The organism is Streptomyces sp. CNZ301 (assembly GCF_004217425.1).
Window position 1 is genome coordinate 4,559,949 of sequence record NZ_SHLG01000001.1, and the last position, 26,974, is coordinate 4,586,922.

A 26,974-nucleotide genomic window follows, 5' to 3' on the forward strand; every position below is an offset into this window, starting at 1 on the left:
CACGGCGGGCCGCGGCGCGCGCGGGCTCGCCCGCCCTCCGAATGGCCTCCGACCTGGCCTTTTGTGTCCCGCTCGGCGTCCGGGGCCGTCGCGCGCCCGCCAGGGTCGCCGACGGAAGTGAATGGTGCGGACGGGTGGCTTCCCGCCCCTGGACGGGCCGGAGGGTGTCCCGCCCGGTGAGGGTGCCGGGCGGGACACGGAGCCCGAGCCCCTCACCGGGGAAGGCACTGCACCCTCGAACACTTGAGGGTGTCTTCCCTCGTCCGGGCGGCCCGGCCTCTCGTCCGGCCGGCCCGGCACCGACACCGGCACCGCGTGCGGCTCGGTCACCACCTCACGGCGGTGAAGTCGACCGGGCGGGGCCGCAGTTGACCCGTCCGTTCCGCGAGGGCCCGCAGTCTGGCGGACATCTCAGCGGCGGGGAGCAGCCGCCGGTCGCCGTGGCCCGGGAGGATCCACTCGAAGCGCACCTGGGCGGCTGCTCTGGCCAGCGAGGCGGCCAACTCCTGGATGGAGTACCAGGTCACGCTCTCCGCCACCTCCAGATCACCGGTGGAGCGCGACCAGTAGACGCTGTCGCCGCTGAAGCAGTACCGGCCGTCGGCGAGGTAGAGCACGCTGCCCTCCGTATGTCCGGGCACCGGCAGGGCGGTGACCCCCTCGCCGATCTCTGTGGGCTCGCGTCCGCGGATAACCCGGTCCGCGTCCGGTGACGCGTCGAGGTCTCCCTCATGGATCCACAGCCGGGCGCCGAAGTGGTCGGCGTAGCGGCGTCCGTGCGCGGCGTGGTCGCGGTGGGTCAGCAGCACATCGGTGACGCGGCCCGGCTCCGCGTAACGTTCGGCCAGTTCAGGGCTCCAGCGCGGCGTGTCGATCATCATCAGCGTGCCCGACGCCCGCGCGAGCAGATACGAGTTGGCTCCCGCGGTCCGGCGCGAGTTGTGCCCGCAGACGAGCACCCTCTCGTCGAGTGCCATCGGGAACGGGTCGTGCGCCTCGTCGGGCCTGCCTGAGACCGGACGGATCGAACGCGTGGGGCAGGCGAAGACGGCGGCGTGCAGGCGCCGCATCTCCCCCTCGTCGCGCGGCGGGCGCAGGATCTCGGACTTTCCCCCTCTCTCACCGATGAGTCCGGGCGCGAACTGACGGGCGGCATCGCAGTTGGTGCAGCGGTCGTCCACGTACCAGCTGTCCACGACAGGTCTCCCTCCGGCTGGGAACGCCCGGAACACGGGCGTCCCTTCAGGGATAACCGCTCCCAGGGCGGAACCGGCAGACCCCGCCGATCTTGTATTCCGGGCCCGGGCCGGCTCTCTGTCGGGTTTCGGACAGCGTTCCCTCGCCGGTGAGGGCGCGTGTCGGCTCCGCCGGTCCGTCGGGGAGGCCGCGGTGATCCGCGAGTCGGGTGCGGGCCACCGCGGCCTCGGGCAACCGGCGCGCGTCCGGATGCTCCTGCGGGTCTCAGTCCTGGAAGACCAGCGTGCGCTCACGGTCGGCCGAGCCGGCGGCGCCCTGGGTGAAGTTCTCCTCGACCTCGGCCTTCTCGGAAGCGTCGGGGTCGGCATTGGTGCAGGAGACTCCGGCGCTGGACCCGGACATCAGGCTGGAGCACGGACCGGGCTTCACGTCGGGCAGGCCGAGGATGTGGCCCAGTTCGTGCGAGGCGATGCGCGTGGTGTGGTAGCCCTGCTGCACCGCCTCGCGGCCCATGTAGACGGTGCCGTTGCCGAGGCTGGTGGTGACGGCGCGCGGCCAGCCGTCGTCGGCGACGATGCGCACGTTTGCCTGCGCGCCGTCCGCCGCCTTCTCGAGGCGGACGGCGGTGACGCTGTCGTTCCACACCTTCACGCCGCTGTCCACAGCCTCGGCGAACTCGGCCGATCCGCTGGAGTCGTAGGTGAGGACCTTCGGTTCGGCGGCGCGGGGTGGTTCCGCCGATGCGGCCACTGCCTGGCCGCCGAGCAGGGCGATGACCGTCAGCGACCCGGCGAGGGCTGCTCTGGTGACGTTACGGACAGACACATCAGCCTCCTGGTGGGGGACAGAGCTCAGATGTTGGCGTGTACATGCCCCAGTTGGAGCCGGTGGACTCCTGCGGGAGGCAAAGCGGCCGGTTCTCGCGCAGGTCCCAATTCGAGTGCGTCCGGAGGAGCGAGGACTTAGCATCCGCTGACGACCGCACCCTGGGGGCATGACGATGGACGACGTCGAAATGCGGCACCTGCGCCGCTGCGTTGAGCTGGCGGCCGAGGCCCTGGAGGCGGGCGACGAGCCGTTCGGCTCCGTGCTCGCCGCCGCGGACGGCACGGCCCTGGCCGAGGACCGCAACCGCGTGGCCCTCGGCGACCGCACCCGCCACCCGGAGTTCGAGCTGGCGCGCTGGGCCGCGGCGAACATGACCCCTGCCGAGCGGGCGGCAGCGACCGTCTACACGTCGGGCGAGCACTGCCCGATGTGCGCCGCCGCGCACGGCTGGGTGGGTCTGGGCCGCATCGTCTACGTGAGCTCCTCCGAGCAACTGTCGGGCTGGCTCGCGGAATTGGGAGTCCCCGCGCCTCCCGTGCGGACGCTCCCCATCCAGGAGGTCGCCCCCGCAGTCGTGGTGGAAGGCCCGGTCCCCGAACTCGCCGAGCAGATCCACGACCTGCACCGCCGCCTCCACGGCACGCCCTGAGAACGACACGCGATCCTGCGCGCCGAGCGCGCGGTGGCCGAACGGCCCGACGTCGGTGGGTGCGCAGGCAGTTGGCGGGAAACCCGGCCTGCCGCCCGCACCGCACTGCCGACGGCCGCGGGCGGTCGGCAGTCACGGCAGGCGGCCCCGCAGCGCCAAGAAGGTGACGGCCACCGCGAGCCCGGCCATGCCGAGGACGAGAAGGGTCTCGACGAGCTGGATGGGCCAGAAGTGCGAGGCGGGATGGATCTGCATGATCTCGCGCGTGGCGTGGTCGGCGCCCGTGGACCGCCCGTCCGGGAGCCGGTCCGCCGACTCCGGAACCTCGTACCTGAACTCCTGGGCGTCGTCGGGCATCCGGCCCTGCCAGTCCCAGCGGTCCTTCGGCCACAGCTCGGAGCGGAAGATGTCGCCGAGCAGCCGCAAGAGGAGGGTGACGCCGAACGCCGCGCCGAGAGCCGGCATCGCTCTCCCCGTCAGCAGCGCGACGAGCGTGCCGAGGGCCAGGCCGAGGAGCGCGTAGGCGAGAACCGTCGGCCCCATGGCGTTGAACATGCCGGACGCGTACCAGGGGTCGAGCAGGTTCTCCTCGCCCGAGAGCCACGCGAGTCGGAACGCGAGCGCCATCGCTGCCGTGCCGGCCGCGATCAGCAGCGCCGCGAGGCCGAGCTTGACGGCGAGCCAGCGGAGGGGACTGATCGACTGGGTCCACAGGAGGTCGACCGTGCCCGCCTCGAAGTCGCGTCCGATGTACACACCGCCGGCGTAGGCGGCGACGGCGAACGGCACGCCGGCGATGAGGAAGGCCACCAGGCCGATCAGACTCCGGTGGTCCCAGCCCGGGACCACGGCGGACCCCTCGGTGCAGAAGGCCTCGGCTTCCAGCTCAGTGCACAACCTCTTCGCTTCGAGGATGTCCAAGCCCTCGAAGTGGAGCCAGACGGCACCGGCGACGGCGAGGACCACGAACGCAATCCACACCCACAGCGCGACGCGGTGCACGCGCAGCACCGTCCAGACCGTGCCGCGTGGCTGGAGGCGGGTGACCGGTTCCGGTGAGGCTTCGATCAAGGTGACGTTCGGCGCGCTCATGCGTCGGCCTCCTGACGGGCTGCGGACACGGCGCCGGCGGGCACCGAGTCGGTGGGCACAGGTCCGGAGGGCGGGCCCCCGGGGGGTACGGCGCCGGCAGGTACCGCGTCGGCGAGCAGCAGGTCCGGCACGTCCGGGTTGCGGAGGTAGCCGAGAAGCAACTCCTCCAACGTGGGCTCCTCCACGGCCCATTCGGCCCCCTGGGATCCCTCGGCCCCCTCGGCTCCCCGGGCTCGCTCGGCCACTTCGGTTCCCTCGGTCCTCTCGGCCCCCTGGGCTCGCTCGGCGCCCTCGTCCGGGTCCGCCGGGCCGCGCGGACCGGCGGACCCGGACTCAGGGGACCCGGACTGGTCGTCCGACCCGGACTCAGGGGACCCGGACCCGGACCGGACGTCGGACTCCGCGTCGAGTTCCTCGTCCGGCCCGAGGGCCTGCTCGTCGTCGGCGTGACCCGTGCCGGCCGGGGCGTCGAGTTCGCCGGCCGTGCGGACCAGCGCCGTGCGGCCGCGGCCCGCGTCGTACTCCTCGACGACCTGGTGCGGGCCGAAGTCCTCCCGCAGTCCGGTGAGCACGCGGTGGGCGTCCAGTAGGCCGTCGTGATCGCCGGCCAGCCGGATCCGTCCGGAGCCGAGCAGCAGCAGGTAGTCGCAGGCGCCGTCCAGATCCGCGACGACGTGCGAGGACATCACGATGGTGGTGCCGCGCTCGGCCGCGTCGGCCATCAGGGCCCCGGTCAGTTCGTGCCGTGCGAGCGGGTCGATGTCGGCCATCGGCTCGTCCAGCAGCAGCAGTTCGGGGCTCTTGCCGAAGGCGAGGGCGAGCGAGACCCGGGTGCGCAGGCCGCCTGAGAGCGTCCGGATCTTCGAACGGGGCGCGATCCCCTCCCCTCCGTACGCGATGCGCTCGGCGGCATCCTGGTCCCATCGGCCGGGGTTGAGTTCGGCGCCGAGCCGAAGCGTCGCCTCGACCGTCAACTGCGGGTACAGCGGCTTGTGCTGGGCGACGTACGCGATGCGTTCACGGGCCGCCGCCGGGGTCGTGCCCAGCAGCCGTACGGTCCCCTCGGTCGGCCGTATCAGCCCGGCCGCTATCGCGAGAAGGGTGGACTTGCCGGCGCCGTTCGGCCCGACGAGTCCGCAGATGCGGCCCGCGGGCAGCCGGAAGGTGCAGTCACGCAGCACGTGTTGACGGCTGCGCGCGTAGCCCATGCCGAGGCCGAGCGCTTCGAGCGCGGCGGTGGTCTCCTCGCCGCTCCCGGTGCTCCGGCCGTTCCCGGCGTCCGCGCCGCTCCCAACGCCCCCGAGGGCGACGGCGTGTCGGGCGGGCTGCCGGGCCTCGCTGCTCCCGTTCTCCTCGGCGTCTTCGGCCTCAGTCATCGATCCCCCTCGGGAAACTCCTGGTCAAGTGCGGAATTGAACAGTGCCGTGACGACCTCGCGGTCAAGTCCCGCCTCGTGTGCGCGTTTCAGCCAGTCGGCCAGCTCCGTGCCGAGCGGCGAGCCGGAGGACGCGCCGTCCAGCGATTTCCGTACGAACGTGCCGAGGCCGCGGCGCGCCTCGACGAGCCCCTCGCGTTCCAGCTCGCGGTACGCCTTGAGCACGGTGTTCGGGTTGACGGCGGTCGCCTCCACGACCTCGCGGGCGGTGGGCAGCCGGTCGCCCGGTTCCAGCAGTCCGAGCCGCAGCGCCTGCCTGGTCTGCTGGACGATCTGGAGGTACGTGGCGACACCGCTGCGCCGGTCGATCCGGAAAGTGAACACTCACGTCCACCACCCTTTCACTAATCAAGTAGTGAAAGGGTGGTGGGAGGCGCGCTCGGTGTCAACCTCCCGGGCGCGTAGGTCAGTTGGCGAGCGTCCCACTCGTCACACGGACGGAGCATGGCCGCCCGCGGCGGCGCCGGGCGGGCCGCCGCGGACCGTGGAAACAGGAGGACGGCGGGTCCGGGGGCGCGGTGGAAACGGAAGGCTGCGGGCCCGGGGGCGCGCCGGAAAAAGCAGGCCGAACCGGTCAGGAATCGAGAAGCGCGGTCACCGTGCCGTGGCTAGCGTGACTGCATGGACATCACCATTCACACGAGCGTTCTCCCGCACGACGACCCGGAAGCGTCCCTGGCCTTCTTCCACGACACCCTCGGCTTCGAGGTCCGCAACGACGTCGGCAAGGGCAAGATGCGCTGGATCACGGTCGGCCCCGCCGGCCAGCCCGGCACGTCCATCCTCCTGGCGCCTCCGGCCGCCGACCCGGGCATCACCGACGACGAGCGCCGCACCATCGCGGAGATGATGGCCAAGGGCACCTACGGATGGATCCTGCTGGCCACCTCCGACCTCGACGGCACCTTCGCGCAGGTGCAGGCCGGCGACGCCGAGGTCGTCCAGGAACCGACCGAGCAGCCATACGGCGTCCGCGACTGCGCCTTCCGTGACCCCGCCGGCAACATGATCCGCATCCAGGAACTGCGCTGAGCCGGCCGGCGGCCGCAGCGGCGACCGGCCCCGCCCGCCCCCGGCCGGTCACCTGCCGACCGGGGCGCGGCTCGCGTCAGCCGCCCACCCCGCGGTCGAGCTCCCAGAGCTGAAGCAGGGAAGAGGAGTTGAGCGCCCACTCCACGCCTGTGATGTCGTCGTGGGCCGCGACGTACTGCTTGCCCTGCCACAGCGGCAGCACCGGGACGTCTTGGGCGACGATGTTCTGGGCGCGGGCGAACTTCTTCGTGGCGTCCGCGCGGTCGGGCTCACGCCGGGTCTGCGGGATCAGCTCGTCACGGATCTCCTTGTTGGAGTACGGGGAGTTGAGCACGTTGTCCTTCTCGAGGAAGGGCGCGATGAAGTTGTCCGCGTCCGGGAAGTCCGGCAGCCAGCCGAAGCCGTAGACCTGGTACTTCCCCTTCAGCGAGGCGGAGCTGTAGGAGTCCGGGGGCTCGCTCTTGAGGGTCGCGTCGAAGACCCCGCTCTCGTTGAGCTGCTTCCCGAGCACCGCGAACTCGCTGGCCGAGGAGCTGCCCCGGCTCGTCCGCGGGTAGTGGAGGGAGAGCTTCACCGGGGTCTTGACGTCGGCCTCGCGCAGGGTGCGCCTGGCGGCCTTGACGTCCGGCTCGCCGTACTCGTTGAAGAAGGAGTTCGTGTGTCCCAGCAGGCCGCCGGGGACGATGGAGTACAGCGGCTCGGCGGTGCGCGAGTACACGTCGCCGACCAGTTGCTTGCGGTCGATGACCTGGGCGAAAGCCTGCCGCACCGCGCGCCGGCCCACCGTCTTGTCCTCCGTGTCGAAGACGAGGTAGCGGACTCCCTGCCCCGGCTGCTCGACGAGCTTGATGTCGTCGTCCCGGTCCGCCTCCAGCTGCTGGACGAACCGGGAGGTGATGCCGCGGTTCATCATGTCGATGCGGCCGGAGTCGAGGGCCTTCTGAAGCGATTCGGAGGAGCGGAAGAAGCGCAGCTCGATCTTGTCGTTCTTCGCCTCGGAGCCGCCCCGGTAGTCCGGGTTCCTGCTGAGGAGGACCTTGCGCCCCTTTGAGTCGAAGTCGTCGAGCACGTACGGCCCCGAACCGGTCCGCTTGAAGCCCTTGGCGAGGCGGCCGGCGGGATAGGTCTGGCTGTCGACGATCGAGGCCGCCGGGGTGGCGAGCTTGTACGGGAAGGTGGCGTCGGGCTTCTTCAGATGGAAGACGACCTTGTCGGCGCCTTCGGACTCGACCTTGCCGACGTTGCCGAGCAGTGAGGCCGGGCCGCCCTCGACGTTGAGGCGGAGCAGGCGCTCGACGGAGAACTCGACGTCCTCGGCGGTCAGCTTGTTGCCGTTGGAGAAGGTCAGCCCGTCCCGCAGGGTGCAGCTGTACAGGTCGTTGCGCCCGCCGGCGAACCGGCACTTCTCGGCCGCGTCCGTCACCGGTTCGGTGCCTGAGCGGGGCGGCCGCAACAGCGTCTGGAACGTGTTGCGCATGATGTTCCAGGAGCCGATGTCGTAGGAGGCGGCCGGGTCGAAGGGCGCGGGGGTGTCCTCGGTCACCGCGACTCTCGCCGTCGTACCGACCACGATGGGCTTTCTCTGGTCGTCCTTTCCGTCCACCGCGCCGCTGCAGGCGACGAGGGTCGAGGCCAGCAGCCCGGCAAGGGCGGGCGGCGTGAGCGTCCTGCGGTTCATGGTCGGCGCCCTCCTGTGTCCGGCCAGAGGTTGTCGCACATGCGAAATGGCGCGGGGAGACGCTAATGCTTCCGCAGCGACAATCTGATGCAGGGCGGTGAGGAATGGCTACCCCCCGGCGGGACCAGGCGTCGCCGTATCCGCAATACGAACGCTGGAACGTATCGCACGTCGGTGAACCAATGCGGGCACACCGGTCCGTGGAATGCCCGTTTGGCTCGGCTTCAACCACATGGGCGTGGGGGTTGTCGATGCCTCAGTCAGTGACGAACGTCACGTCAACTCTCGTACTGGCGAGGCGAGTTCGCTCCTTGTCGGACCCTTCGGCCGCGTAGTGGGGGAACGGGGGCGCCCGCATCGGAACGATTCTCGAAAATACCTGTTCGTGATTTCCGGATCGTTGTGTCATTGTCCGGAAAGAACAGACTCGGCAAGAAGTTGCAAAAGCACTGGGCGAGACGCCGCGCCTTCCGCTCCGAAGTCATGTCCGCCTCGCGCGGGATGCTTTCCGGGCCGTCCGGATTCGGATTGCCCGGGATAATCAATTACGCCGGACACGTGCGGCCCGACACCGGACCCGGGCGCGCGGCGGCACCATCACCGGAGCCCATCCGGCCGGCCGCCTCTCCCCGGGTGCCCTCATCCGAACCGCCGTACGCCGCAACGCACTCAGGCCCCGTCCTGCTTCGGGGTGCGCGGGCCGTACCGGGACGGTGGGTTAAGCCACAACCGCGGAGCCGGCGTTGACGTTTGCTGCCTGGGGTGGGGGGCACGCGGAGGTGAGTGCTTCGGCAAGAAGGCACATCCGCGGGAGTAGGGCTCATTCGAGAGCTCGGTCTCTGCTTGTGGCCGTAGGTTCGGTCCGTCCCGCTTGTGTCTTGTCTCCCGCGGTGTCCGCAGATGCAGTACACCCAGGGAAGTAGGCCAAGCACATGACTTCTGCGCCGATGCGTACGACGCGTGCCCGCCATCCGCATGATGACGCTCCTGATACCGCGGCGGATTTCCGCCGGATCGTCTCTCTGCCCGAGGGGGTGGAGAAGGAAGAGCTTCGGCAGGAGGTCGTGCGGGCGTGGATGCCGATGGCGGAGCGTCTGGCGCAGCGGTTCCGCAATCGTGGGGAGTCGCTGGAGGACTTGCGGCAGGTGGCGTCGCTGGGTCTGGTGAAGGCGGTGCGCCGCTACGATCCGGACCGCGGCAGCGCGTTCGAGAGTTTCGCTGTTCCCACCATTGTGGGTGAGGTCAAGCGGCATTTCCGTGACCACATGTGGGGGCTGCATGTGCCGCGCCGGGTGCAGGAGTTGCGTAACCGGGTGCGTGCCAGCCGTCGGGAGCTGGGTTTGTCGATGGGGGAGCGTGCTCCGTCGGTGGCGCAGATCGCCGAGCATGCGCGGATGTCGCAGGAGGATGTGCTGGTGGGGCTGGAGGCTCTGGAGAGTTTCAGCACGTTGTCGCTGGATGCCGAGTTGCCGGGTGCGGATGACGGGTATTCGCTGGCGGACACGCTGGGCCGCAGTGAGCCGGGGTTCGAGCATGTGATCTATCGGGAGTCGGTCAAGCCGCGGTTGGAGCGGTTGCCGGAGCGGGAGCGCCGCATTCTGTACATGCGGTTCTTCTGCGACATGACGCAGACGAAGATCGCCGATCAGTTGGGTATCTCGCAGATGCATGTCTCGCGTCTGATCAGCCGGACGTGTGAGCGGATCCAGCAGGAGGTCGACGCCGGCACGGACCGCGAAGGCGAGCCCGACGGACACCGGGCCGAACTCACCGCCGCCTGACCCCGACAGCGGCCCTCGCGCACACGACAGGGCCACAGGCGACCGGACATGAGACAGCACGCACGCCCGACCCGTTCGCGAACTCGCGGCGGGTCGGGCGACTGCCCGGTCACGCCTCCCCGTCCCCGTCCCGTCCGCGTCCGCTCGGTCTCCGGCACCCGGCACCGCGACCACGACATCGGCCGGCACTCTTCCTTCCGCCCCGCAGCCGGCCAAGAAGTCTGCCCCGGGTTCACCACGGCCCGAGCCTGGGGCAGACCCCACCCGTCCCGCGCAGGAGGCCGGGCACCCAACCATCCGCTCAGTCCCAGCAGTTCGCCGCGGCAACGCGAGCCGACGCTGCGTCCGGCCCCGCCCCGCAACTACTCTCCGGCGCGGAAGTCGTCCCTGCGGCCGGTGACATCCGCCGCCACCTCGGTGACGGTCCTGCCCAGCGAGAACGCACGTGCCCGAAGCCTCGTCATCGCTTCCTCGGCGTCCACGCCGAGCCGCACCATCAGCATCCCGACGGCCCGGTGGACCTCCTCGTGATTGGCCTCCGCGTCCAGCCACCAGGCCAATCGGGCCTGTTCGTCCGCCGGCGACTCACCCCGGTGGAGGCTGACGAGTGTCAGACACAGGACGTCGGCCGCGCGCATGCCGAGCCGGAAGTCAGGCTCCTCCAAGGTGCTGGGTTCGGCGTTGTAGAAGTCGACCGTGCCCAGTACGTGGCTGCCCTGGCTCATCGGGAACGAGAAGGCAGAGCCGGCGCCCGCTTCGACGGCGTGGCGGGCGAAGACCGGCCACCGCCGGGTGTCCGGTCCGGCTGTGAGGTCGGCGGCGGCCACCGGCGCTCCCGACCGGGTCGCACAGTGCCATGGGCCCTCGCCCAGCGTGTACTGGATCTCCGCCAGTTGTGCGGCGACGTCGTCGCTCGCGGACAGGGTCACAAGTGACCGTCGGGCTCCGCCGGTCAGCGAAAGGGACCCGCCGGCCACCGGGAGCAGCCGCACGCATGCGGCGCAGAGCCGCGCCGGCATGCCGTCCGCGGACTCGTCCGGCGGCGGGGTGGCCGCCTCGGCCACGAAACCGCGCCACCGGCCGTCGTGGTCGTCCTCTTCCGGCTGTGCGGGCCCCTCCTCCGACTCGTCGGGGTCCATGCCGTCAGGGTCCCCGCCGGGTCGCAATGTCTTCACCTCCGCCTTCGTCGTCACTACCGATCCGCCACCTCGGGACTGTGAACAGCTGCGCCGCCGACGGCCCGAGCACTTCGCGTACTTCCGGCGCCGGAGCGGAGGAGGCCAGGCGGCGGGCCGGCTGCGTCCCCGCCGTGGCGCCGGCGAGATGGTCGTTGAGACAGATGCGGAGCTCACCCCGGACGCGGGCCCTGCCCGGCTCTCTGCAGGGACGGTTCACGGGTTCGTCGGCGGGCTCCTTCACGGGCTGTGCTCCTGTACTCGTTGCTGCACACGGCGCGCACGGCGATTCGTGCGCGCCACGTCACGGACTTCCGCGGGCCGGGGCCCTGGTGGCTTCCGGCCGCCGCACCGGACGGGTCGGTGGTCCGGTGCGGTCTATTCCTCCTGCCTGTCGACGACTTTCGGCCCCGAGTGCCCCGCATGCACAGGACACACGTGAGGGCCGGACATCTCTGCCGGCCTGTGCTCGCCGGGCAGGGCGGCCGGGCCTCCGTGCCGCATTCGTGGACTCTTCGACGAGTCGGGCCCACCCGCCGAAGCAGGCCTCGCGGGAGGTCAGTCGGGCCGGTTGCCGTCGTCCTCCTCCAGACAGAGGAGCTCGCCGACGTACTGCAACTCGTCCATGAGGCCGACGGCTTCCACGAGAAGCAGCCCGTACGGCCGGGGGTGGTCACCGCGCGGAACCGGACGGCGGCCGCGTCACGAGCCCCCGGAGGGCGCCGCGTCCCCGGTTTGAACGTCTCATACGGGGTCAACCGGATGTGAACGTCGGACGTATGGACGAGCTTCCAGGCAGAACGGACACTTAAGTCCCAGCCGTACCCGAACGGTGTGGGCGGCGGCAGGTGCCCCCTGCGACGAGCACTCTGGAGGGTGCGCAATGGACTGGCGGTACCAGGCCGCGTGCCGGGACGAAGACCCGGAGTTGTTCTTTCCGATCGGCTCGTCGGGCCCGGCGCTCATGCAGATTCAGGAGGCCAAGGCGGTCTGCAACGCCTGCCTTGTGAGAAGCCAGTGCGAGGCCTTCGGGTTCGGCGAGTACGACGGAGTGTGGGGCGGCCTTTCGCCCGCCGAGCGGCGACTGGCCAAAGAGACCGACGGGACCCGGGGCTCCCGGCGGGTGACATGACCGAGGTGCCGGGCCCCGCGGGGTCCGGGGTCCGGGGTCCGGGGTCCGGCCTGAGGGTGGCAGTCCGGTTCTCTCCCGCCACGACAGCCACCTCGCCCGGGGGAGCCCCGCCGCCCCCCGACCTGTCCGCAACTGCGGAAGCCTCTGACCGGAAGCCGGTGCGAAGAGGCCGGTGACCGGAAGCCGGTGCCAAGAGGCCGGTGACCGGAAGCCGGTGCCAAGAGGCCGGTGACCGGAAGCTGCGGCGGTCCTGCCGCGAGGGACCGCGGCCCGCCCCCGGCGGACCTCGCGCCCCCGTCCCGGTCATCCGGCGGCCACGGTAGTTATCCGCGGGACGATACGGGGTACCCAGGCGCCTTCCCCCGGCCCCAGAGGAGGCGCACGATGCCCGGAACCGATTCGGATCACCCTGTGGAGCAGCAGCCGAAGCCGCCTTTCCCCCAGCAGGACGACGAACACCCCGGCTACACCGACCGGATGAGCCCGCGCCCCGACCACGGGGAGTCCAGCTACGAGGGCAGCGGCCGCCTCACCGGCCGCAAGTGCGTGATCACGGGTGGGGACTCCGGAATCGGCCGCGCGGTGGCGTTGGCGTTCGCGCGTGAGGGCGCGGACGTGCTGCTGACGTACCTGCCGGAGGAGGAGGGCGAGGCGGAGGAGACGGTGCGCCTCGTGGAGGACGCCGGCCGCCAAGCCGTGTCCCTGGCGTGCGACATCAGGGAGGAGGACGAGTGCCGACGCGTGATCGACACGGCTGTCGGCGAGTTCGGCCGCATCGACGTCCTGGTCAACAACGCGGCGTATCAGATGTCCCAGCCGGACGGCATCGAGGCCATCACGACCGAGCAGTTCGACCGGGTCGTACGCACCAACCTCTACGGCATGTTCTGGCTGTCCAAGCTCGCCCTTCCGCACATCCCCGAGGGCGGGACCATCATCAACACCACGTCGGTGCAGGCGTACAAGCCCAGTCCGCATCTGCTGGACTACGCCATGACGAAGGGCGGGATCGTCAACTTCACCCAGGGGCTGGCGGCGATGCTCATGGAGCGGGGCATCCGTGTCAACGCGGTGGCGCCGGGCCCGGTGTGGACGCCGCTGATCCCCGCGACGCTTCCCGACACCTCGGAGTTCGGCAAGCAGGCCCCCATCGGCCGTGCGGGCCAGCCCGCCGAGATGGCACCGGCCTACGTGTTCCTCGCCTCACCGGAATCCAGCTACATCACCGCCGAGATCATCAACGCGACCGGCGGGACCCCGCTCCCGTGATGTCCCGAAGCGCGACCGTACGGATGGCGGCGGCAGGTCCCGCGGGTCCGGCGTCCGTTCGTAGGCCCCTCTCAGCGCGCTCGCCGCGCCGGACTGCTCGCACCCCGGCCAGGTCCCGTCCCTGCTGCGCGGAACCCCACGTCTTCCGCCCAAGTGCCGGCCGGTGAAAGGCTGTTGAGACATCCCACGGCCACGCCCCGCTGCACCTGCTCGGGCACCGCCAGGCAGCCGAAGCCGGCTGATCGGCCGCTGCAACCGTCCGCGGGTCTCCCCGGCCCCAACCGCATGGCGACGAAGGGGCGTTCGACGTCGGGCGGGCCCCCGGCGACGTCGGAACTCCGCGGACATTCGCAGGCGGAGTGCTTGCGCCCGGTGTGGACCGTGCCGGAGCGGCGTCGGAACGACGGGCCGTCTGCGGTTCGTGCGCGTGCCCCGGGCCGCCGGACGCCCCGCCGCCGGAAAATCCGTTCCTTCGGCCGGGGAAAGGGCGGAGACTGCTCGCATGGACGGCATGGGGGCGTTCCGGGAGGCGGTCACCGCATGGGCGGCAGGTGGCCACGGCGGCCCCGCGCGCGAGCTCGCCGCGCGACTGCCCGTCCGGACAGCCGTCCTGCTGGAGGGGCCGAGCGACGTCGCAGCGGTCAGCGCCCTGGCCGCGGCCCGCGGCAGGAACCTGGAGGCGGAAGGAGTCTGCGTCCTGCCGGTCGGCGGTGCGATGAGCGTGGGACGCTTCACCCGCATCCTCGGGCGTTCCGGCCTGCGCCTTCGCCTGACGGGCCTGTGCGACGAGGCGGAGCGCCGCTACTACGCCCGCGGCCTGGAGCAGGAGAGCGCGGCCCGGCCGGGGTTCTTCGTCTGCGCCGCGGACCTGGAGGACGAACTCATCCGCGCGCTGGGCGTGGAACGGGTGTATGAACTCGTCCGCGCGGAGGGCGACCTGCGTTCTCTGCAGATCTTCCTGCGCCAGCCCGCACAGCGCGGACGCACCTCGCAGCAGCAGCTGCGGCGCTTCCTCGGCACGAAGAAAGGACGCAAGATCCGCTACGGCCGCGTCCTCGTCGAGGCCCTCGACCCCGACCGCACACCCGCCCCACTCGACGGGCTGCTCGCCGGCCTCTGACTCCCGGGCGGTGTCGGGAGGCGTCTTCCTCGACGTCGGGAAGACGCGTGAGCTCAAGGCCGTACATGGCCACCACGCCGCGCACGGGCCGGGGTTCCAGGGGCGGGCGCTACTGCCCGACCCGGCCGTCGATGCGTTCGCGCAGCAGGTCGGCGTGCCCGCAGTGACGGGCGTACTCCTCGATCCGGTGGACCCACAACTCCCGTACAGCGGTGCCGTCCTGCCCCACCACCCGCGCGCCCAGGTCTGCGTACTCGGCCAACGCCGCGTCGGTTTCCGCCTGTTCCCGCTCGAGGTGGGCGAACGCGCCCTCGACCACCGCCTGTTCCGCGACGGCCTGCTCGAAGTCGGCGTCACGCGCCCCGTACAGCTTCGGTGCCGGGTCGTCCGGAGTGATCCAGTTGCGCCAGTCCCGCTCCACCTCGGCGAGATGACGGACCAGACCGAGCAAGGACATCGTCGACGGCGGCACCGACCTGCGCGCCAGTTCGTGCGGACCCAGCCCTTCGCACTTCATCCGCAGGGTCAGCCGGTAGTCGCTCAGGAAGTCCCGCAGCGTCGCCAACTCACCGTCGGGGGCGGCTCCGTCCTTGTTGCGGGGATCCTCGTCGGGGTCCGCCCACATGTCGGGGTGGACAGCGGCCTGACTCCAGCGTTCGGGTACGTCGCTCACCAGGTTCACGATGCTGAGCGGCGGCCCGGCGTGCAAACGATTATCCCGGCCCTCCGGTCGGCGCAGCCCGGGCCAGTTCGGGAGACGACCGGGAACGACCGATGCCGGCGGAGGCCACCGCGCTCAACCCCAACCGAAGTCACGGCAGGGCCGGTTGACGGGCCGGACCGGCCGGCTCACACACCACGGCCCCGGCATGGCCCCCGGCACGGCCGCCGCCCGGCCGCACAGCCCGGGCGGCGGCCGTCGAGCGGAACTCCGCCCGCGGCGCGCGTGTTTCAGGAGAGGGTCAGGCCGTAGGCCGCGAGAACTTCCCCGATGGGCTGGTAGAAGGTCGCCCCGCTGCCGGCCCCGACGATGAAGCCGAGCGCGGTGCCGCCGGAGAAGGCGGGGCCGCCCTCGTCGCCCGGCTCAGAGTGCGCGGTGGAGCGGAAAAGGCCGCTGACGGTGCCCTCCGGGTAGTTGACCGAGACGTTGACCGCCTGGACGGTGCCGCACTGCAGGCCGCTCACGCGTCCCACGTGGCACATCGACTGGCCGACGGTGGGCGAGGCACTGCGGGTGATGCCGACCGGTCCGCCTGCCCCGGTGTCGACCTCGCCCGGCCGCGCGACGTCGGGGTTCGTGTAGCGGATCAGCCCGTAGTCGTTGCCGGGGAAGGACGATCCGGCCGTCGAGCCGACGGGGACGGTCATCGCGGGATCGGCATACCAGGTGTCCGCACCCGTCACGCAGCGCCCCGGGACGATGGCGTAGTCGGTGCCGCCGCTGGTGGCGTTGAAGCTGACGGTGCAGACGCGCCCCGCCGCGTAGACGGAGTTGCCGCCTCGGACGGCCACCTGGTCGGCGGCGGGGCCCCTGTCCCGGTCCTGCGTGGCGGGGTCGGCCGTGCCGGGAGCGCCCACATCCGCCGCGGCGTGCGCGGCGTGCGCGGGCAGCGCCCCGAGCAGCATCACGACGAGCAGGGCAGCACCTGCGGCGAGGCGCCCGCGCAGCGCGCCGCGCCGGCCCGCGTCAGGTCTTCGGGATCTGCGTGTTCTCATGTCGAGTCCTCCTGGGCTGTTGGAGCCGATGGTCCGACGGGCAGTCCGGCCGGTCCGGGGAGCCCGGCCGGTCCGGGCAGTCCGGCCGGTCCCGGGCACTCGGGCGTGCAGCCGAACCGCCCGCTGCTGCTTGCGTGTTGGGCCCGTCATCGGCCGGTCTGTCCGAGCCTGCCCATTGTGTGAGAACGGTGACGGACGCACCAGACGGCCTCGCGCCGGCGTGACGGCTGCCGCCTCGCCGCTCGCTCAAGGGCGCGGGACCGGAGCCGTCCCCGCCCTCGCTGCGCTGCTTTCGGCGACACCGAAGGCGGCGACCTTGCGTACGGCGATGATCGCGACCGTCAGCAGGATGCCGCCCCACGACAGATCGCCCGCGAGGCGGATCAGGCCGGCCGCCATGAAGAAGTCCAGAAGGACGGGCAGGGCGGTGCGGATCGCGCGTGTGGTCACGTAGGCCGCCAGGAAGGTCACCACGCCGGCTGCGGTGACGAGCAGCGCGGCTGCCTCGATCACCGCTTTCACGCTAGGGCGCCTTCCGTTCGCCGGAACCGGCATCCGCGTGCTGCTGCTCTCTTTCCGCGTCCCGCTCGAGCTCGGCACGTTCATGAGCGATCTCACGGCCCAGGAAGTAGTTGAGCGCCGTCCGGATGGCGGCGATCGCGGCGAGCTGTCCGATCTCGGTGAATCCGGGCGACACCGCGGTACGCAGCACATCGCCCGCCAGCTGGAATTCGAGTCCCAGCACGAGGAACCTGCCCAGCGTCAGGCGGATCCGGTTGAAGCCCTTTCCGTGCTTTCCGCGACGCGTCACGGCCGTGATGAAACGGACGAACGACCAGCACGCGCCGACGAAGATGATCAGCGCGCCTGCGGCCTCCACCACGCTTACGAGGACACCGATCGCCTCACGCAGGTTCGACTCCGGCAACAGCTCCCACGAAAGGATCATTCCTGCCGGTTACCCGCCCGCCGAAGCCCCGTCCACCAGGCACCCCTCACGCCCTTCCAATGGCAGACACCGGGCAGGCACCGGGCAGGCAGCTGACGGGCCGCGACCGCGGGCCTTACCGGCCGGCGTGCCGGCGGCGCACCATCTCGCCGATCCAGACGGGCGCGAACGGAGACGTGCAGCCCGGCGGAGTCGGGTAGTCCTTGAGCACTTCCAGGCGCTCGCCGATGCCCACGGCGCGGTCGCGGAGTTCGGCGTGCTCGATCCCGATCTGAGCCAGGCAGTGGTTCATCGCCCACTGGAGGCGGTCGGGGGCGTCCTTCATCTCCGCCTCGATGATGTCGAGCAGGCCGGCGAGGTCGAGGACCTCGGGCTTCTTCGTCACGCGGTCCGTGGTCAGCGCCCAGCCGGCGCTTGCGACCACCGGGTCCGGATCGTCGGACCAGGCAAGGCGCAGCTCCTCGGAGTGCGGGTTCTTCTTCACCACGTAGTTCACGAGCCAGTCGTGCACCTTGGGAGCGCGCGCCTCGCGCAGCATGGCGTCCAACTCGCCGCGCTCTAACGCCTTCGGGCGGCAGATCAGGATCGCCAGCAGTCTCGCCGCGGTGTCGTCCGTCTCCCAGAGCCGGCAGGCGAGTTCGTGCTGCGTCTTCAGCCGCTTGGCGAGGGCGCGCAGCTTGCTGAGGTTCACACCGTGGTCGTCGCCGTGCTTCTCGTTCACTGCGCGCATCTTCGGGTTCTCGAGGGAGGCCAGCTCGGCCGTCACCTCGGCCACCGTCGTTCCGGCCCCGGTCGTCCCCGCCGCCGTCGTCCCGGTCCGCGTCGTCCCGCCCACCTCAGCCTCCCGTGCGTCGCGTGCGGGACCGAGCCTACGGCGGAACCGGCCGGCCGGCTCAGGCCGCGTCCCCCCGGTGGTAACCCGACCGTGAAGCGGCCCGTGCGTCGACGAGGTCCTTCGTTCCCGGCACGGCCGTACAGCCGGACAGCCGGCCGTGCCGGGAACGCCCTCCACCCTCCACCCTCCGGGCTCAGCGGCTTTCGCATCTTTCACGGGAGCGCCGGCCGCCACCATCCGCCGTGGGCCGCCGTCACTGATGCAGGTGTGGAGTCAGAGTCCCTCGTCGCTTTTCACGGGCGCTGCACTGTGCTGCTGCTTGACGACTACCTCGGCGGGCGGGACCTCTTCCGCGCCGCCCTCGTCGTGGGGGCCGGCGTCCGCGATCCGGTGCGGGAGCTTCGCCGCGACGATGACCGTCACCACGGCGAGGGCGGCGGCGACGCCGAAGGCCAGCTTCATCCCGCTCACCTGTGCGGGCACGGCGGTGACGCCGTCGGCGATCAGGTGGCTGGTGCGCGCGGACATCACGGTCACCACAAGGGCGGTCCCGAACGCCGCGGCGACCTGCTGCAACGTCCCCAGCATCGAGCTGCCGTGCGAGTACAGGTGCGGGGGCAGCCCGCCCAGGCCGAGCGTGAAGACCGGGGTGAACGTCGCCGCCAGGCTGACCATCAGCAGTGCGTGCAGTCCCAGCACCTGCCAGTACGGCATCGTCATCGAGACCTGGGTGAACCCGACGAGGGCGAGCAGTGTGGCGATCGAGCCGGGCAGCACCAGCGGCCGGCTGCCGAACCGGTCGAAGAGCTTCCCGACGGTCGGCCCCAGCAGGCCCATGGCCAGACCGCCCGGCATGACCAGCATGCCGGTCTGCAACGGGCTGAGTCCGCGCAGGTTCTGCAGATACAGCGGCAGCAGGATCATCGATCCGAGCATCGCCAGGAACCCGACGGACATGAGGATCAAGGACAGGCGGTAGGTGCGGTGCCCGAGGATGCGCATGTCCAGCAGAGGCACCCCGGTGCGTTGCAGCTTGAGCTGACGGATCACGAAGACCGCGATGGTCGCGACCCCGGCGACGACGATGCCGATGCCGACCCCGACCTTGCCGTCGCTGCCGCCGAAGAGGCTCAGGCCGTACACCAGACCGCCGAAGCCGAGTGCCGCCACGCCCACGCTGAACCAGTCGATGGAGCTGGTCTGCGGTTCGCTGATGTTGTCCAGCTTGCGCAGCCCGAACACGGTCACCAGAGCGGCGATCGGCAGGACGACCACGAACAGCAGCCGCCAGGAGCCGAGTTGCAGGATCAGCCCGGACACGGCAGGTCCGAGCGCGGGTGCCACCGAGATCGCCAGGGTGACGTTGCCCATCACCCGGCCGCGGTCGTGCTCGGGCACCACGATCATCAGCGAGGTCATCAGCAGGGGCAGCATCACGGCCGTGCCCGCGGCCTGCACGATCCGGCCCAGCAGCAGTACTGCGAAGGACGGCGCGACGGCCGACAGGGCGGTGCCCGCGAGGAACACGCCCATCGCTATCGCGTAGGCCTGGCGGGTGGTGACCCGCTGAAGGAACCAGCCGGTGACCGGAATCACGGCGGCCATCGTGAGCATGAACGCGGTGGACACCCACTGCGCCGACTGCTCGGTGATGCGGAACGAGGCCATCAAACGCGGAATGGCGTTGATCATGATGGTCTCGTTGAGGATCACCACGAACGTGGCCAGCACCAGCAGCCGCACCACCGGCGGTGTGCGTCCGGCCTGCTCGGCCGGACGTTCTTGTATCGCAGCTGACACGGGAGCACCTCGTTGGGGTTTCTGGTCACAGTCGCCTTGGGCAGCCAAGGGCCGTCGGGACGGACGTGGATGTGGGCACCGGTGACGACCGGCATGCCTGGCAGAACTCATCGGTCGGCCCGAGTGTTCCGCATAGTTGCGCAGATCTCCTCCGATTTCTCGTCCGCTCCACGAGCTTCCGCCGGCCCCCACCCCGTCGCTCCTGACCGCTGCGGGCGTTGTCGCGCCGCAGGCGGTGTCAACGCCGCGACCTTGATCGGCCGGGGGAGCGACGGTCGCGGTGAGCAAGGCCGGACGCCGGCTGCGATCGCCAACCGTCGCCCAACGCTGCTGCCGGCCATCGGAGTTGACGCCGACGGTGGCTATCGGTTTGCGCGCGGCGTGCGGGCTGCCGCCCGATGCGGCAGGCATCGGCCGACCGGCGCCGAGTGGTGATCGGGGGACGGCGACCGTGGGCGCGCGGTCGTGCGCCGTACCGGTGGCCGTTGGCCAACGAGGGTCGGCAGGGGGTCGGCGGGACTGCTCCGCATCCGTTGACTTGTCGCAAAGCTTGACGCACGATGCTGAGACAAGCTTTGGGACAACCCGTGGGGCAAGGCATGGGAGCTCGTCACGGTGAAGGCACTCGTCGTGGTGGAAGGAAGGTCGCGGGATGACTGAGCGGTCGGTGCGTCCGGCGGATCTTGAGCGGGCCCGCGTGTGGTTGGCCGGGCACGGTCTGACCGACGTGCGGCCGACGCCGTTGCTGGCCACGCGTCTGGCGGTCCGGAGCGGCAGCCGTCTGGCCTCCAGTGTCCTGCTGGCCGCGTTCATCGTCGCGGTCGCCCTCGTCTACAGCGTCGCCCGGTCTCCCGGCGCGGTTGACGGGTCCTGGCCGTACCGGCACTGGCCGCTGCTGGTCCTGACGGCGGTGGTGGCGGGCTTGGTGCTGGCCCAGTCGCTGCTGGACCGGCGGGTGCGGCGGGCCGACCGGCGGGTCGGCGCGACGTTGCCGCGACGGGCGGCCCACCCGGTCCGGCTCGGCTGGCGCACCGTGCTCGGCGTGCCGCGTGCCGTGTTCGCGGTCGCCACCTTCGTGGGCGCGACGGTGCTGGCGATCGGTGCCCTGACCATGCTGGATTCCACCGCGCGGTACGCGGCACTCGTCCTGCTCATCGGGCTGTGCGGGGTCGCGTTCGGTACGGCTGTCCAGCTGCGCCATGTTCTGACGCACCCGGTCGTGGCCGACGACGAGGTCTCGCTGGCCACCGACGTCATCATGCGGGTCGAGGACGCCCGCCATGTCACCACGCCAACCGTGGTGTGGTGCCTGCCGGCCGCCTCGGTGCTCGATACCGTGCCCCGCTGGTGGATCATTGCCTGGTGTGTCTTCGTCGCGCTGGGCGCCATCACGTTGGCGCTGATCACTGTGGGGACCGCGCTGGCGGCACGGCGGCGCGGCACGCCACTGGTGTCCCGGTGAACCGATGATCGTCATCGACTCGGCCTCACCCGTCCCACCGTTCGAGCAGCTCCGCGCCCAGCTCGCCCGGCAGATCCAGGACCGCACACTCGCCGTGGGCACCCGGCTGCCGACCATCCGCCGCATGGCAGCCGACCTCGGTCTGGCCGTCAACACCGTCGGGCGGACCTACCGGGAGTTGGAGGAAGCAGGGCTGATCGAAACACGCGGATCGGCCGGCTCGTTCGTCTCCGCGGCCGGCGAGCAGGGACGCGAACGGGCACGCCGGGCCGCCGCCGAGTACGCCGCCGTCGTCGCGAGCGCAGGCATCGACACCGACGAGGCCCTCCGCATCGTCCAGGCGGCGCTGGCCGACGGCAGCGCGGCATCTACCTCGTCCCGAATCGCTCAGGGATAAGGACCGGGCGCGGCGACATCCTTCCGGGCCGCCCGGGGCAAGCCAGGTCGGACGTCCCCATCTTGTTGTGAGCGGCCCGGGGCGTGCTACGTGCGGCGACGGCGCCTCGCTCGGCCTGGGCGGATTTTGGCGGCGTCGGCGGCCGGCGCCGTGTCAACGCGCGTGAATGACAGCGAAGTTCACACTCACCTGCCGGTCCGTCATCTCGCCCGTAACATCCTCACAACACAGGCCTGATGTCTTCGATCACGCTCATAAGCCCATGTGAGGACGGTGTGACGGGGAAACCGAACTCATTGGTCATCAGGTCACCTCCGGTAACGTCAACTGCCACGCCGAAACCCCGAGAGCGCGGTAGCCCCCGAGGCCTGTGCTCATCACCGGAGCGACCAAGATGACCCCCCTTCACCGAGCAGGCTGTTCGGCCCATGAGTGACTTCCTCGAACCACGCTTCCTCGCCGTGTCCCTGTTCATGCTGTTCATAGCCGCCTGCCTGTTCCTGGCGATGTGGGTCAGCCCGGATCTGCGCCTCGGCGACGGATTCTTCCGCGAGGGCAAACAACTCGGCACCGTGCCCACGGGCCTGGCGTTCGCCAGCGAGATCATGCCCACCGCCGCCGTGCTCTACCTGCTCGGCACGGTTGCCGTCAGCGGTTTCGACGGAGTGATCCTCTTTCTGTGCGCGGCCGCGTCTCCCGTGCTGATGCGGCGCTGGCTGGCCGGCGGACTGCCCGCAGTCAGAGGCCGGACGTTCGGTGAGATGGTCACCCGCCACCTGCCGCACGGGCCCGCCAAGCGCTGGGTGGGAGCCGCGTGCCTGGTGGCTGTCCTGCCCCTGCTCATCGCCCAACTCCAGCCGCTCGGCCATGCCGCCCAACTGATCGGGCTGAGCGATCCGTTCTCCCGGCGGATGTTGCTCGTACTGGCCGGCGGACTGATCCTCGCCTGTGCGGCGATCGGTGCCGCCCGCGGCGCGACCTTGCACCAGATCGGCACGGCCGCTTCGTTCCTGCTGATCGCCCCGGTGATGGCGGGCATGGTGCTGCTGCGCTTCGACGGTGACATCGGCACCCTGCTGGAGGCCGCCGAGCGGCAACAGGGGGGCACCGGGGCATATCTCGGCACCGGCGGCCTCTTCGGAGGGGGCGTCGCCGGGCACCTGGACCTGCTCAGCTACGCCGGCTGCGTGCTGCTCGGTGCGGCCTTCCTGCCGCACATCGCCGTACGCCTGGCCGGATCACCGGACGCACGCAGCGCCCGGAAGGCGTCCGGGGTGGGGGCTGCCGCTTTGTGCTTCCTCGTCAGCACCGCCCTGTTCCTCGGCTTCGGCATCGCCGCTCTGGTCGACCGCGAGGAGCTGGCCCAGGAGGGTCCGTTCGGCGGTGTGAACCTGGCATTGCTCGCCATGGCCCTGGACGGCAGCGAGGCAGGCGACGTGGGCAAGCTCCTGTTCTTCATGATGTGCGCCGTCTTCCTCACGATTCTCGCCTCCGCCTCCGTGTTGCTGCTGTCCGGATCAGCGTCGATCGTGCACGACCTGGGTCTCGGCGGCAGCGCCGAGGTGGAACCGAGCGCCCGCGACCGAGGGGCGGTGCGGGCCCGGGTCGCCATGGTGGGCCTGGGCATCGTCTCCATACTGATCTCGGCGTCGACGATCGACGTGAGCCCGCAGTTCTGGCTGGTGCTCACCTACACGGAGACGGTCTCGACGCTGCTGCCGCTGCTCGTGTTCAGCATGGGCAAGCGGTCGGTGCCGGCCGCTGCCATCAAGTACTGCGTCCTGGTGACCACCGTGATCAACCTGGTCCTGATCTCCTTCTCACCGTTGGTCTCGGGCACCACTCACGCGCTCTTCCCGCACGGGGACTGGAGCATGTGGCCGCTGACCTCGCCGAGCCTTCTGAGCGTGCCGGCCGGATTCTTGATCTGCAGGGCCTTCGCCCGCCGGCGCGAACCGACCGTCGAGGACGCAGTGGGCGGCGAGTACGGCTCCCCGGTCACCGCACCGCTTCGCCGCTGATCACCCCGGGCGGGGGTTGCGTCCGTGGAGGCGGTGTACGGGTCTCCCGGCCCGGGGTGTGCCCCCGGGCCGGTGTGGTGCCCGAACGTGGAACGGCCACCGGCCGATCCCATTCCCGCCGGGCAACGGTCCGAGCAAGTGCTGCGGGACACGCGGAGTCACCGGGATTGCCGTTCTTCCTTGCTGTACTGCAACCGCTCCGGAGGTCACCCGCAGGCGAGAGAGGCGAACTCCGTCACGGTCTCCTCCACCGAGTTCCGCCCGGCGGGCAGCAGCCGCAGCCGTACGTCAGGGGTGGGAGGGAGCCTGAGGTCCCGTTCCGGGCTCGGATCCGGCACGGCAGTCTTCACGCCGTGGCAGCCATGTCACCGTGTGAGCCCGCCGGCTGGGGATCGGTGGGCGCCCGCCGGTCAGTCGGGCTGCCCCGCGTCGGCCAGGCGCTGGGCTCGCAGCGCGGAACGCCTCAGCTTGCCGGCCGCGCTGCGCAGCGGGGTGTCGACGAACTCGATCGACCTGGGCCGCTTGTGGGGCGACAGCCTCGTGGCGAGGAAGGAGCTGATCTCCTCGGCCGTGATCGTGCCCACCTCTTCGATCTGGACGATGGCGTGGACGCGGTTCCCGCGGTCGGCGTCCGGCAGTCCGATGACCGCGCTGGACAGTACGTCAGGGTGCTCGGCGAGCGCGCTCTCGATCTCGGCGGGATAGACGTTGACACCGCCGACCAGCAGCATGTCCGAGCGGCGGTCGCGAAGGTAGAGGTAACCGTCCGCGTCGAACTCACCGATGTCGCCGAGGGTGGACCACCCGTCGGTCTCCTCCACCTCGGCGCCGATGTAGCGGAAGGTGGACGGGTTTCCCGGAACGGCCCGCATGAAGACCTCACCGGTGGTCCCGGGCTCGGTGACCGGGGTGCCGTCGAGTGAAACGACCTTGATCTCGCCCCAGGTCACGCGACCCACCGAGCCGCGGTGCCGAAGCCATTCCGGGCCCGAGATGGTGCACCCGGCCTGGGCCTCGGTCCCGGCGTAGAGCTCCCAGATCCTCTCCGCCCCCAGCCAGTCGATCCACGCCTGCTTGATGGCGGGCGGGCACGGTTCCGCGCAGTGCCACACGGACACCAGCGAGGAGAGGTCGTAGCGTTCGCGGGTGTGTTCGGGCAGCGCCAGGATGCGCCGCATCATGGTCGGCACCATGTACATCCAGGTGATCGCGTGCCGGTCCACCTCGGCCAGTACCCGCTCCGCGTCGAACTTGCCGAGGAGCGTGACGGTGCCCCCGTTGAACAGGGCCGTCATGGTCGTGGAGAAGGGCGCGTTGTGGTGGACCGGCGCCGTGACGAGTGCCTGCTCACCGCTGCTGAGGCGCCAGGCCTCCGTGTCGAAGGCGTTGAACGTTCCCGGCGAGCCCGAGAGGATGATCTTCGGCCTGCCGGTGGATCCTCCTGAGGTCGGCGCCTTCCACGACGGGGCGATCTCCGTCGGGACGTCGGCGTCCGCGCCGCCGAGCCGGCGCAGCTCCGCGACGGTGATGGACCGGAATCGCCCGCCGCCCAGGGGTACGCCGCTCTCGAGGCCGACGACGGCCGCGGGATCGGACAGTTCGAGGATCGCCTCCTCCTCGGCCGGCGCGAGTCTGGTCGAGAGCGGCTGCGGGACGGCGCCGATCTTGAGGCACGCGAAGGCCGCCACCACGACGTCCAGGCCGTTCGGCAGCATCAGGGCGACGATGCGTCCTCGCTCGACGCCGGACAGCTTCAGGCCGAGAGCCGCGGACCTGCTCGCCCGGTACAGCTCTCCCCAGGTCAGCTCCTCGTCGTCCGCGCGCACCGCGACGGCGTCCGGACGTTCCGCAGCATGAGCCCCGGGGATGTCACCGAGTGGGAAACCGACTTCGGGAGTGAACATGTGCAGTCTCTCTTCGTCGTTCATGGAGTGGCCGGGCCGGCCGACTGGTCAGCGGTAGAGGTGCGTTCCGGGAATCGCGTCGGGGTCGCGGCGCACCTCCACCGGGTTCGTCTCGGGCAGGAACCAGGCGCAGGCGAAGGTGATGACGCCCATGAGCGCGATGTAGGCCGCGACCAGCGTGGTCGTCCCCGTCTCCGCGATCACCGCGGTCATGAGGATCGGGGTGCCGCCGCTGACGACGATGGCTGAGAGCTGGTACGCGAGGGAGGCGCCGGAGTACCGGACGTTCGGCGCGAAGAGCTCGCCGAGGTAGGCGGCCGCGGGGCCGTAGGTGAGTCCCTGGAACAGGAATCCGACGGCGACCGCGACGAAGAGCAACGGCGCCGACCTCGTGCCCACCAGCGCGAAGTAGGGGAAGGCCCAGGCCGCTACCCCGAATCCGCCCACGAGGATCAGGATCCGCCGCCCGAACTTGTCCGACAGGTGGCCCGCGAAGGGAAGGACCGCTGTCATGAGTGCCGAGCTCAGCATCGTCACGATCAAGATCGAGTTCCGCTCCATGTGGAGCGTGGTCGTGCCGTAACTCAGCAGGCCGGTGATGCTGACGTAGAAGAGGCTGTTCGTCGCGGACAGGGTGCCGCAGCCCAGGAGGATGAGGCGCCAGTTCCGGCGCACGGCCTCGCTGATGGGTGCCCGCACCACGCTCGCCTGCTGCTTCCGTGCCGCCTCGTTCTTCAGTTCCCGGAAGTCGGGGGTGTCCTCGACCTTCTTCTGGATGTACAGGACCACGGGGAACATCACCACGCTGATCAGGAAGGGGATGCGCCATCCCCAGCTCAGGAAGGCATCGCCCGGCACGAGGGTGCTGGCCCCGATGAGGATCAGGTTGGCGAGGATGACCGCGACCGGGACGCTCGTCTGGCCGAACGTGCCTGCGAACCCGCGGCGTTTCGGAGTGGCCGACTCCGTGAGGAGGAGCGCGATTCCGCCCCACTGGCCCCCCGCCGCGAGCCCCTGGATGAAGCGCAGCGCCACCAGCAGGATCGGAGCGAGTACGCCGACGCTTGCGGCGCTCGGCAGGCAGCCGATGAGGAAGGTCGCGGCCGTCATTCCGACGAGGCAGGCCACGACGGTGGGCTTGCGGCCGTACTTGTCACCGAAGTGACCGGCGAGAAGGCCGCCGAGGGGCCGGGCCACGAAACCGGCCCAGAACGTGCTGAAGGACAGCAACGTGCCCATGAGGGGGGAGGAGTCGGGAAAGAAGACGTGCGGGAAGGCCAGCGCCGCCGCCATGCCGTACAGGAAGAAGTCGTACCACTCCATCGAGCTGCCGATCAGCCCGGCTGTGAGCAGCTTCCAGGAGGTACGGCGCTCGGCCGTCGGGGCGGGAGCAGAGCCGCCGCCGTGGGCGTGCGTCTGCGCGGATGAAGTCATGCGATTCCCCTAGGGGTTGGGACGAAGACGATGGGCGGGCGTCGGCTGACCGGCCTCTCCGGGTATTC

The 26,974-nt window shown here is 70.7% G+C and carries 24 protein-coding genes and 1 pseudogene; 9 read left to right on the forward strand and 16 right to left on the reverse strand.

Annotated features, from left to right (window positions below; all coding sequences use genetic code 11):
- Window positions 1–326 precede the first annotated feature (326 nt).
- Both EV375_RS19680 and EV375_RS19685 read right to left on the reverse strand, forming a co-directional pair.
- The gene (locus EV375_RS19680; protein WP_130300601.1) at window positions 327–1,196 is read right to left on the reverse strand and encodes an MBL fold metallo-hydrolase; all 870 of its coding nucleotides are present in this window, start codon (window positions 1,194–1,196) and stop codon (window positions 327–329) included.
- Between the two features lie 265 nt (window positions 1,197–1,461).
- On the reverse strand, window positions 1,462–2,022 hold the full coding sequence (locus tag EV375_RS19685) for a zinc metalloprotease (RefSeq protein WP_486588585.1): 561 nt from the start codon (window positions 2,020–2,022) through the stop codon (window positions 1,462–1,464).
- Window positions 2,023–2,197: 175 nt separating this feature from the next.
- Here EV375_RS19685 and EV375_RS19690 point away from each other — a divergent pair, with 175 nt between their 5' ends.
- Window positions 2,198–2,674, forward strand: a complete 477-nt coding sequence (locus EV375_RS19690; RefSeq protein WP_486588760.1) for a nucleoside deaminase — start codon at window positions 2,198–2,200, stop codon at window positions 2,672–2,674.
- A 132-nt stretch (window positions 2,675–2,806) separates the two neighbouring features.
- Here EV375_RS19690 and EV375_RS19695 read toward each other — a convergent pair whose 3' ends face one another.
- The 3 genes and pseudogenes from EV375_RS19695 to EV375_RS19705 form a co-directional block, all read right to left on the reverse strand.
- On the reverse strand, window positions 2,807–3,766 hold the full coding sequence (locus tag EV375_RS19695) for a hypothetical protein (protein WP_130300604.1): 960 nt from the start codon (window positions 3,764–3,766) through the stop codon (window positions 2,807–2,809).
- A gap of 458 nt (window positions 3,767–4,224) precedes the next feature.
- A pseudogene (locus EV375_RS19700) lies at window positions 4,225–4,974 on the reverse strand (ABC transporter ATP-binding protein); the annotation flags it as partial.
- Window positions 4,975–5,138: 164 nt separating this feature from the next.
- Entirely contained in the window at window positions 5,139–5,525 is a 387-nt protein-coding gene (locus tag EV375_RS19705; protein WP_130300605.1) for a GntR family transcriptional regulator, read from the reverse strand.
- A 297-nt stretch (window positions 5,526–5,822) separates the two neighbouring features.
- On the opposite strand from EV375_RS19705, the gene EV375_RS19710 reads away from it, so the two are divergent.
- Complete coding sequence (locus EV375_RS19710) at window positions 5,823–6,233, forward strand: VOC family protein (RefSeq protein ID WP_130300606.1); 411 nt, start codon at window positions 5,823–5,825, stop codon at window positions 6,231–6,233.
- A 76-nt stretch (window positions 6,234–6,309) separates the two neighbouring features.
- On the opposite strand, the gene EV375_RS19715 is transcribed toward EV375_RS19710, so the two are convergent.
- Window positions 6,310–7,911 carry an ABC transporter substrate-binding protein gene (locus EV375_RS19715; RefSeq protein ID WP_130300607.1) on the reverse strand — a complete coding sequence of 534 codons (1,602 nt, stop codon included), beginning with the start codon at window positions 7,909–7,911 and terminating at the stop codon, window positions 6,310–6,312.
- Window positions 7,912–8,843: 932 nt separating this feature from the next.
- Between EV375_RS19715 and EV375_RS19720 the strand changes: the two genes are divergently transcribed.
- A complete protein-coding gene (locus tag EV375_RS19720; protein ID WP_486588586.1) occupies window positions 8,844–9,692 on the forward strand; it encodes a sigma-70 family RNA polymerase sigma factor in 849 nt (282 codons plus the stop codon).
- 362 nt (window positions 9,693–10,054) lie between these two features.
- On the opposite strand, the gene EV375_RS19725 is transcribed toward EV375_RS19720, so the two are convergent.
- Entirely contained in the window at window positions 10,055–10,885 is an 831-nt protein-coding gene (locus EV375_RS19725; protein WP_130300608.1) for a GAF and ANTAR domain-containing protein, read from the reverse strand.
- 865 nt (window positions 10,886–11,750) lie between these two features.
- Between EV375_RS19725 and EV375_RS19730 the strand changes: the two genes are divergently transcribed.
- The 3 genes from EV375_RS19730 (at window position 11,751) to EV375_RS19740 (ending at window position 14,388) form a co-directional block, all read left to right on the forward strand.
- The gene (locus tag EV375_RS19730; RefSeq protein ID WP_130300609.1) at window positions 11,751–11,999 is read left to right on the forward strand and encodes a WhiB family transcriptional regulator; all 249 of its coding nucleotides are present in this window, start codon (window positions 11,751–11,753) and stop codon (window positions 11,997–11,999) included.
- Between the two features lie 384 nt (window positions 12,000–12,383).
- Window positions 12,384–13,268 (forward strand): SDR family oxidoreductase, encoded by an 885-nt coding sequence (locus EV375_RS19735; RefSeq protein WP_130300610.1) that lies wholly within the window; start codon window positions 12,384–12,386, stop codon window positions 13,266–13,268.
- 502 nt (window positions 13,269–13,770) lie between these two features.
- Window positions 13,771–14,388 (forward strand): TOPRIM nucleotidyl transferase/hydrolase domain-containing protein, encoded by a 618-nt coding sequence (locus EV375_RS19740; protein ID WP_130300611.1) that lies wholly within the window; start codon window positions 13,771–13,773, stop codon window positions 14,386–14,388.
- A gap of 109 nt (window positions 14,389–14,497) precedes the next feature.
- Here EV375_RS19740 and EV375_RS19745 read toward each other — a convergent pair whose 3' ends face one another.
- The 6 genes from EV375_RS19745 to EV375_RS19775 all read right to left on the reverse strand — a co-directional run bounded on the left by EV375_RS19745 (window position 14,498) and on the right by EV375_RS19775 (window position 19,688).
- A complete protein-coding gene (locus EV375_RS19745) occupies window positions 14,498–15,061 on the reverse strand; it encodes a DinB family protein (protein ID WP_130300612.1) in 564 nt (187 codons plus the stop codon).
- Between the two features lie 278 nt (window positions 15,062–15,339).
- Window positions 15,340–16,104 (reverse strand): S1 family serine peptidase, encoded by a 765-nt coding sequence (locus EV375_RS19750; RefSeq protein WP_130300613.1) that lies wholly within the window; start codon window positions 16,102–16,104, stop codon window positions 15,340–15,342.
- A 246-nt stretch (window positions 16,105–16,350) separates the two neighbouring features.
- Window positions 16,351–16,617 (reverse strand): hypothetical protein, encoded by a 267-nt coding sequence (locus tag EV375_RS19760; RefSeq protein WP_486588587.1) that lies wholly within the window; start codon window positions 16,615–16,617, stop codon window positions 16,351–16,353.
- 10 nt (window positions 16,618–16,627) lie between these two features.
- Complete coding sequence (locus EV375_RS19765) at window positions 16,628–17,053, reverse strand: DUF1622 domain-containing protein (protein WP_130300616.1); 426 nt, start codon at window positions 17,051–17,053, stop codon at window positions 16,628–16,630.
- 115 nt (window positions 17,054–17,168) lie between these two features.
- On the reverse strand, window positions 17,169–17,888 hold the full coding sequence (locus EV375_RS19770; protein WP_486588588.1) for a DNA alkylation repair protein: 720 nt from the start codon (window positions 17,886–17,888) through the stop codon (window positions 17,169–17,171).
- 273 nt (window positions 17,889–18,161) lie between these two features.
- Window positions 18,162–19,688 (reverse strand): MDR family MFS transporter, encoded by a 1,527-nt coding sequence (locus tag EV375_RS19775; protein WP_130300617.1) that lies wholly within the window; start codon window positions 19,686–19,688, stop codon window positions 18,162–18,164.
- Window positions 19,689–20,340: 652 nt separating this feature from the next.
- Here EV375_RS19775 and EV375_RS19780 point away from each other — a divergent pair.
- From EV375_RS19780 to EV375_RS19790, 3 genes are all read left to right on the forward strand, one after another.
- The gene (locus EV375_RS19780) at window positions 20,341–21,150 is read left to right on the forward strand and encodes a hypothetical protein (RefSeq protein ID WP_130300618.1); all 810 of its coding nucleotides are present in this window, start codon (window positions 20,341–20,343) and stop codon (window positions 21,148–21,150) included.
- Window positions 21,151–21,154: 4 nt separating this feature from the next.
- Window positions 21,155–21,547, forward strand: coding sequence for a GntR family transcriptional regulator (locus EV375_RS19785; protein WP_130300619.1), 393 nt, complete (start codon window positions 21,155–21,157; stop codon window positions 21,545–21,547).
- A gap of 428 nt (window positions 21,548–21,975) precedes the next feature.
- Entirely contained in the window at window positions 21,976–23,568 is a 1,593-nt protein-coding gene (locus EV375_RS19790) for a sodium:solute symporter family transporter (RefSeq protein ID WP_130300620.1), read from the forward strand.
- A gap of 206 nt (window positions 23,569–23,774) precedes the next feature.
- Here the strand turns inward: EV375_RS19790 and EV375_RS29805 are convergent, their stop codons facing one another.
- From EV375_RS29805 to EV375_RS19800, 3 genes are all read right to left on the reverse strand, one after another.
- On the reverse strand, window positions 23,775–23,906 hold the full coding sequence (locus EV375_RS29805; protein WP_486588589.1) for a hypothetical protein: 132 nt from the start codon (window positions 23,904–23,906) through the stop codon (window positions 23,775–23,777).
- 72 nt (window positions 23,907–23,978) lie between these two features.
- Window positions 23,979–25,472, reverse strand: coding sequence for an AMP-binding protein (locus tag EV375_RS19795; RefSeq protein WP_130300621.1), 1,494 nt, complete (start codon window positions 25,470–25,472; stop codon window positions 23,979–23,981).
- A 48-nt stretch (window positions 25,473–25,520) separates the two neighbouring features.
- Window positions 25,521–26,906, reverse strand: a complete 1,386-nt coding sequence (locus tag EV375_RS19800; protein WP_130300622.1) for an MFS transporter — start codon at window positions 26,904–26,906, stop codon at window positions 25,521–25,523.
- Window positions 26,907–26,974: the final 68 nt, after the last annotated feature.